Source organism: Desulfosporosinus metallidurans (genome assembly GCF_001936615.1).
Lineage (GTDB): Bacteria > Bacillota > Desulfitobacteriia > Desulfitobacteriales > Desulfitobacteriaceae > Desulfosporosinus > Desulfosporosinus metallidurans.
The window spans coordinates 1-7413 of record NZ_MLBF01000096.1; the positions used below are offsets into that span (position 1 = coordinate 1).

Consider the following 7413-nt stretch of genomic DNA (forward strand, 5'->3'; position numbering starts at 1 on the left):
AAACCATTACTTTATCTGAATTCCAAGCTGAGGGTTAGAAAGTCATCTTGTACTTTGTTTCATCCTCTGGAAATTAATGAATGTTACATTCGATGAGTAGCTAATGCTTCGTGTTTTCTCTTCCTTCTCAGTCCGAAAAAGCGAAATGGGACACCTATATTCTTCCTCCAACTCGCTAGAATCTAACATAAGGACAACCGGTCTTAAACCATTCAAACATGGTATGAGACAACTAGCCGATTATCGCTGCTTCTTGTAGTCTATAATAAGTGTACTCGCCTAACCACTCCCGCTCAGTAAACTATTTTACATTTATTCGAGAAAATTTCCGGTCATTCTCTGACACATCGAAAAGCCTAGTGGAGTGGCCCCAGGACTGGCGTTTTCTACGCTGTATCTTTGTTCAGTAAATTAAGGGGTTTTCGTCGGAATAACCGTTAATATCGGATTTTCGGCTCGATAATGGTCCCAGCCGTGTCAATCTCTTCCAGTGCAATCGGCAGGGTAATACTAAAGAAATTAGCTCCATAAAATGATCCATCTGATAATGACATGTTAAGTAAGTCCATTTCTTCCGAGCTCTTCGCGTCTCTTATATCATTGCCCATTCTATTTCCCGTATTGGAAAAAGGGGCTATTTTATTATCTTTAGCCAGTGCCCCAACGGCTACAACTCCAGGTAAAGATGCGGGATACAAGATATTCGGATCTTCTCCATCTGAGTGGTTGCCGGCTGCGGCAATAATAAGACAGCCCTTAGCTTGAGCATATTTAACTGCCTCTTGTAATTAAGTAGGTAATCCTGTGAGGGAGAAACTAGGGTTACATTCCGCCAGCTTAGAATTCTAATTCTTATTTCCAAACGATTAACTAACTCCTATTCGGGAAGGTTATATTGGGCTAACTTCCGGTACAAAACAGAACGGTGAATGCCCAAAGCTCGAGCAGCTTGCATCTTGTTGCCCTTGGCAACGTGCAAAGCATTAAGAATAATATTCTTTTCCGCTTCAATTAAGCCTTGTCTAAGGGTATAAGGACCGTCTCCATAGTTCTTGAGCCCTTTCTCCCGCATTAATTGAGCAGGAAGATGTTCCAAATTAATATAGTCATCAGTGCAAAAATTAATAATTCGCTCCAGGATGTTCCCTAACTCCCTTACGTTTCCCGGCCAATTGTAAGATTTTAGAACCTCCATGGCCTGTGGGGAAATGCCCTTAATCTGCTTTCTCAAATCTCTGTTTAGTTTTGCAATTAACTGATTCGCTAAGGGTTCAGTATCATCGGACCGTTCTCTAAGCGGAGGCAGTTCAAGGGAAATAACATTAATTCGGTAAAACAGATCAAGTCTAAATTTGTTTTCCTTGACCAATTGTTGTAAGTCCCGATTGGAAGCGGCAATTATACGGACGTCAACTCTGATAGGTTGTGTTCCACCTATCCGTTCGACCTCCCTATCTTGTATGACCCTTAACAGCTTTGCCTGCATACTAAGACTCATATCACTGGCTTCATCAAGAAAGATTGTACCCCTATTAGCCAATTCAAATTTACCAGGTTTGCCACCTTTACGGGCTCCGGTAAAGGCACCCTCGTTGTAGCCGAAAAACTCGCTTTCTAGTAACTGTTCCGGAACTGCAGCACAGTTGATTTTGATAAACGGCCCTTTGCGCCGTGGCCCGGAATTATGAATAGCATTGGCGAAAATTTCCTTGCCTGTGCCGCTTTCACCCGTAATCAAAACGGTCGATGAAGATTGGGCTGCCCGAGCTGCTAAATTTTTGGCTTTCGTTAGAGATGCACTTACCCCAATAATATCGTCGAAGGTGTAATCCGAAACGTGAATTTTTCTAAACTCTTCTTTGTAATAGTCTAAGTCATTTTCTAGCTGGATCAGTTTTTTTGCGAAAACCTTAGCAATGACCATATCTTTAAACAGTGTCTTGCCGATGGCACCTATAATTTTGCCATTATTTTTAATTGGTACACGCATCATAATGAATTCCCGATCCCGGACTTTCCAGAGCTCCGCAAACTGAGGATTACCCGTCCGTACAGTTTCGGGCAACTGGGAACCAGGTGTTATCTCCAAGATGTGTTTACCAATTACCTCTTCTAGGCTTCGCCCCACCACATCCAGATAGAACTGATTCATCATTACGACATGGCAGTGTTCATCAACGACAACCAATCCTTCATGAGGATTCTCCACTACTGCTTCTAAGGTAGCCTTTAACTTTTGCGTGGTATGCAGTTCCTCACAGACATTCTCCAAATCCGTGATATCTTGGAACACTGACACTGCGCCGATAATTTTTTGCCGCCAAACAATTGGCGTCCGGTTACTAATTAAAATTTTGTCACCAAGCTTTTCCTTATCAGACAGAAGGGGTACACCGCTTTTGGCTACGGCAAATAAGGCAGAGTTAGGCACCAGACTATAAATGTGCTGACCCAATAATTTTTCTGCCTGGCAATTAAAAATCCGTTCTGCCGCTGGGTTTAGAAACATAATGGTGCCTTCAATATCAATTACAATAACGCCGTTATGCACTGACTCCAGCACTTCCCGAAATATCTCTGTAAATTCACCCTGCCACACAGCATCACCCAAAGTGATTACCCCCTAAACTGCGAATTAAATTAAATTGTACTATGCAATCTGATATAACTTTACCCAAATTTCATCTATACCTTCTTTAGATAGTAAACTTTACTATAGACTTTGCCCTAGTGGGTTCACCTTAGTTTAGAGATACCATGTGCATTGAGCATGGTCCAGATGCGAGGAGCTCAAGAGGCTTGGGATATGACTAATTATGTTATGCCGTCTACTACTCCATCCAAGCATTCCACAAGTTTCCTAGAATTCCTTTTAGTTTAGGTATACAAAATTAAAAACTGCCGAGCGCCCGAAACGTACTGGCAGTCACCTTTTGTATCAACGAACACCTGCTCGGCTAAACAAACGGCGTAACTTTGATTGTAGTTTTTTCGCTTTAGCTAAAGCTCTTCGGAACCACCTGTCTAGTAGGTGGTTCCATCAACCTTGATATTTCACTTACACATCCTAACCTTTTCTAAATCCCAGGGATCATATGCAAATTCCCATTTAAGAAGGTCAAGCTTGACTATAATGTAGTCGCCAAAATCATCTCGACCTAAACGTACTACTGCGCCCTGACGATTGTTGTTGGTAATTACGAGGTCGCCAACCATTATTTTGTTTTTCCCTTTATGAAGCACAAAAAGTCCTCCCTTTACTAGCATTAAAACTACAGCGGACGATATCAACTGTCTCTTGTGCAATCATCAATTCTTCGTTGGTAGGGATAACCAGGACACGACAAGCTGCTCCGTCTTTAGAGACATCTACCTGTTTACCGCGAACATTGTTTTTCACAGGATCTATTTCTGCACCCAGGTAATCCAAGTCACGCATAATCTCTTCGCGCATCGAGATTGAGTTTTCGCCAAGACCTGCCGTAAACACAATGGCATCTACACCATTTAGTACTGAGGCGTAAGCGCCAATATAATGTTTAACAACGTAGGCAAACATGTTGAGCGCAAGTTGTGCTCGAAGATTGCCTTGAGAGGCCGCTGCCTCGATGTCACGGAAATCACTGCTCACGCCAGAAATGCCTAAGACACCACTTTTCTTGTTGAGATAATCGTTGACTTGGTCAGCGCTCAACTTTTCTTTGTCCATAATGAAAGTAACCACAGCAGGATCCAAGCTACCCGATCTGGTCCCCATCAATAAACCCTCTAGCGGAGTAAAGCCCATAGAAGTTTCAATAGATTTGCCGCCTTTTACCGCAGCAATTGATGAGCCGTTGCCCAGATGGCAGGTAATGATTTTGCTTTCAGACAGGGGTTTCCCTAACATTTCTACCGCTATCATGCTGACGTATTTGTGGGAAGTACCATGAAAGCCATATTTGCGAATTTTATACTTTTCATATAATTCATAGGGTAAACCATATAAAAAGGCTTTTGGCGGCATGGTTTGATGGAAAGCCGTGTCAAATACTGCTACCTGGGGTACCCCAGGCATGATTTTTTCACATGCTTTAATCCCGTCGATGTTTTTGGGAGTGTGCAGGGGAGCCAACTCTACGTATTTGCCGATTGCCTGAATCACAGCATCATCGATCAAGACGGAGGAAGCATATTTTTCCCCTCCATGTACCACCCTGTGCCCGACGGCGCTAATTTCCTGGAGATTGCCGATGACCCCGTACTTAGGATTAGTTAAGCTTTCCAAGACCAAAGAAATTGCTTCTGAATGGGAAGACAGTCCCCCTAAAATAACCTTTTTCAGGTCACCCCGTTTATGAGTTAACTGAGAGCCTGATATACCAATTCTTTCGACTAAACCCTGAGCCAGAACACTTTTGTACGTCATGTCAAGCAATTGGTACTTGAGTGATGAACTACCGCAGTTGATAACCAGTACCTTCATTCGACACAGTCCTCCTTAATAAAACATCCCTTTTACATATTTTCACTTTGATCAGAACATTAACGTATACTTCACTTGATCTATTGAGCTGATAGGCGAACTGCAATGCTATTGGTAGCTTGCTGTCTAACTTAAGAAACCACAACCCCATTTTTGACAGCGAGTTGAAAATATGGATTGGCTACCGCCCCCTCCCGTCATACGTAATGTCGAAGCTGTGATCATCATGTGGAACATATAATCGGGCTAGATCAAAGGAATGTCCACCGCCATAAGTCCTTTCCATCTGATTGCAGTTGCTCTAGTTCTTATATAGCAAGAATCTTGCCAATTGTCTTTATTTTTTGTCAGAGCGTTCATAAACATAAAAAAGCGCCTATTTGCAAGGCACCCCATAAAAAATCGTTTTGCGATTGAGGCTAGAAAGAGAAACTGAGAGTTAGGCTACAGTGTCGTGAATGGGAAACGTTCAGCAACCCATATCAGCGCTTTCCCTTAAGCTAAGCGTATCTATACTACTGTCGTTGATTAGCGACACTGTCGTTCATACACAACTTTTTTTCGTTTAAATATACCTCTGATTGATAATATTGTGTGGTATTTTTTTTATTTTAATACTAATGGAAGTACAGAAAGCTGTCCTTTTTTAGGGCGTATTGCCTAATAGCATAAGTTACCAAGAATATAGAAACATTTAAGTTAAACGAAAAGAAAAAAACGTTATAACTGAATATTGCAAATATCCAATTTTTATGGAAAGCTGTAACTAAGCCCTTTGTTGTGTATATTTTTTTCTACCAAACGCTGTATTTTTTAATTGCCAAACACAGACATCACATCAAGAATACAACCAAGTTATTGAATCCGAATTAACCAGAATTTTTTTCAGGAAAGCAAAGTGGAGAACCTCTTGTCCCCTTTTTACATATTATTAAGTAAGACGTGTAAAAGGAGGCAAGAAAATGGCTGAAGAGTTATCGGTTAGAAAAGCATTAAAAATCGCTTATAAAACAGGCCAGCAAGTTACAATTGGCCTGTATAGCGGTGTAACTCTAGAAGGAGTAATTGTCGAAAAACTATGGGAGACATCATTTCGTGTTTGGCTGGAACCAGCTGAACCTGTTGAACTGGGACAAGATATTGACAAAGCTATAGTAGCAAAATATGCCGTAAAATCAGTTGAATTTGGAATGGCAGATTAAGCTAAAAGAAGGAGGAAAGAAATATGGGCCATAAAAAATATGAAGGCATTACAGAAGCATTAGAATATGCTGAGGATGCAGGTCAGTCAGTTAATGTAGGCTTAAACAGAGAAAGCGAAGGAGTAAAAATAGAAGGGATCATCAAAAAAGTAGGCAAGTATTCTTTCCGCATTTTGCTGGAAGAAACAGGTGAAATAGATACTGTTCCCATATCAGAAGTTGAATATGTTGTATACTCCTAGACAATCACATCTTTCAAGGGGCTGGCTCATACAAGACAGCTCCCTTTTTTTAAGATTATTCCTTTTATTAACATATCACTTTCAATTATATATTAAGTAGGTGCAATTATATGGCAAGGTTGTGTAAAAACGAATAATTTTTAAATCAGTTTGGAGTGAAACGATTTTATGGATAGCACTTAAGCAAGAATACCCAAGATGAATACTATACCAAAGCTAAAATTTTTCAGGATTACTTTGATGATAAACCTGCTACTGAGCTGGGCGAACAGGACATTAGGAAGTTTCTTCACTATCTCACAACAGAAAAAGGGCTTGCTTCTGGATCGGTAAATTCCTATAATAGCGGTCTCCGCTTTTTGTACGGCGTAACCTTACTCAAGAGGAAATTCAAGCCCTTTTTACTTTGAACATTAATTTAAACACCAAGCAAATCCCTCGTCACCGTAAACAACGCAAATTCCCTGATATCCGAGGAATACCTTCTTTTGCAGGATGCCTACGAGGAACGCCATTATGCCAATGCAACCATCATAAGCAATAACCAGATCCTGCATAAGTTTCTTTATTTCCTGGATGGGGAAAACGTTACAGAATCATCAGTAATTACTCCGTCTCACGTCACAAAATTTCTTGGGCGTTACAGCACAGCAAAGCCCAAATATGTGGCCACTGTCCTTTATGTCATGCGCAACTACCTCTCGTTCCTATACCAGCAGGGCTTTACGGAGGAAGACCTATCAAGATCCCTTCCTAAAGTACGGATTATGCGAAACGCTTTCATTCCTTATTACTCAGCCCTGATTTCTTCCAAGTGGTTTTTCCCGTAGTTTGTTACTCGAAAGGTCATGTTGTAGGGTTCAAGTTTGTATGCGGAGTCATAGTCTCCTTTAAGCACATAGCAATCGGCAATCCACATGGTGCAATAGGATTTTACTTTGGGGTACTCCCCATAAAATTTTAGAATTCTTTTTAATTCTCTGAGGATAGAATCAACATTGTCTTGGTCAATTGCTTTATACAAATAGACAAAAATATAGCCCAAATTCTCTTCTAGGTCGAAATACTTGTTTCGCTTGAGATTTTAGCCCAGATGTAGTAAAACTCTTTTTGCTCTTCTGTTGCATCATTCTATTATTTATTATTTCTGTAAACTTCCGTTTCATAAATCATTCGTATAAAATATACCCTCGGTCAAAAAGGGTGTCGATAGGATGATGCACCCAATGGATGGGTCAGGATCGGTTAAGCGATTTGTCTTTTTGTTGTTGGGGTTTCCAAAGGGGGCACCCCTTTGGCACACGACTTTGCGTAGCGAAGTGTAATTGCGTTTATTACGGCAACCTTGTGGTCAATCTTATTCTTTTGCGCAGGATATATAATAATGCCGGGCATTGGCCGAGGTGGCGTGTTTTGCCATGCCCAGCAAGCCATCGGCTTTAAGTGCCTTGCCTCTTCTGTCATCGCGCTGGCATTCAATAGTAAATCGCACAATTGCAATGCT

Annotated in this window: 7 protein-coding genes and 1 pseudogene; 4 read left to right on the forward strand and 4 right to left on the reverse strand. The window is 41.1% G+C overall.

Annotated elements, in window-relative coordinates:
* Positions 1 to 437: 437 nt before the first annotated feature.
* The 4 genes and pseudogenes from DSOL_RS24895 to DSOL_RS24910 all read right to left on the reverse strand — a co-directional run.
* Positions 438 to 773, reverse strand: a pseudogene (locus DSOL_RS24895) (S8 family serine peptidase); the annotation flags it as partial.
* A 104-nt stretch (positions 774 to 877) separates the two neighbouring features.
* Entirely contained in the window at positions 878 to 2611 is a 1734-nt protein-coding gene (locus DSOL_RS24900) for a sigma-54 interaction domain-containing protein (RefSeq protein WP_075367422.1), read from the reverse strand.
* A gap of 443 nt (positions 2612 to 3054) precedes the next feature.
* A complete protein-coding gene (locus DSOL_RS24905; protein ID WP_235838995.1) occupies positions 3055 to 3243 on the reverse strand; it encodes a hypothetical protein in 189 nt (62 codons plus the stop codon).
* The gene (locus tag DSOL_RS24910) at positions 3233 to 4465 is read right to left on the reverse strand and encodes an acetate kinase (RefSeq protein ID WP_075367424.1); all 1233 of its coding nucleotides are present in this window, start codon (positions 4463 to 4465) and stop codon (positions 3233 to 3235) included. Before DSOL_RS24910 ends, DSOL_RS24905 begins: the two co-directional genes overlap by 11 nt.
* Positions 4466 to 5427: 962 nt before the next feature.
* On the opposite strand from DSOL_RS24910, the gene DSOL_RS24915 reads away from it, so the two are divergent.
* The 4 genes from DSOL_RS24915 to DSOL_RS27685 all read left to right on the forward strand — a co-directional run bounded on the left by DSOL_RS24915 (position 5428) and on the right by DSOL_RS27685 (position 6739).
* Positions 5428 to 5667 carry a hypothetical protein gene (locus DSOL_RS24915; RefSeq protein WP_075367425.1) on the forward strand — a complete coding sequence of 80 codons (240 nt, stop codon included), beginning with the start codon at positions 5428 to 5430 and terminating at the stop codon, positions 5665 to 5667.
* 23 nt (positions 5668 to 5690) lie between these two features.
* On the forward strand, positions 5691 to 5909 hold the full coding sequence (locus DSOL_RS24920) for a hypothetical protein (RefSeq protein WP_075367426.1): 219 nt from the start codon (positions 5691 to 5693) through the stop codon (positions 5907 to 5909).
* A 221-nt stretch (positions 5910 to 6130) separates the two neighbouring features.
* On the forward strand, positions 6131 to 6319 hold the full coding sequence (locus DSOL_RS29310) for a phage integrase N-terminal SAM-like domain-containing protein (RefSeq protein WP_235838997.1): 189 nt from the start codon (positions 6131 to 6133) through the stop codon (positions 6317 to 6319).
* A gap of 78 nt (positions 6320 to 6397) precedes the next feature.
* Positions 6398 to 6739, forward strand: a complete 342-nt coding sequence (locus DSOL_RS27685) for a site-specific integrase (RefSeq protein WP_139314615.1) — start codon at positions 6398 to 6400, stop codon at positions 6737 to 6739.
* The last annotated feature ends 674 nt before the right edge of the window (positions 6740 to 7413 follow it).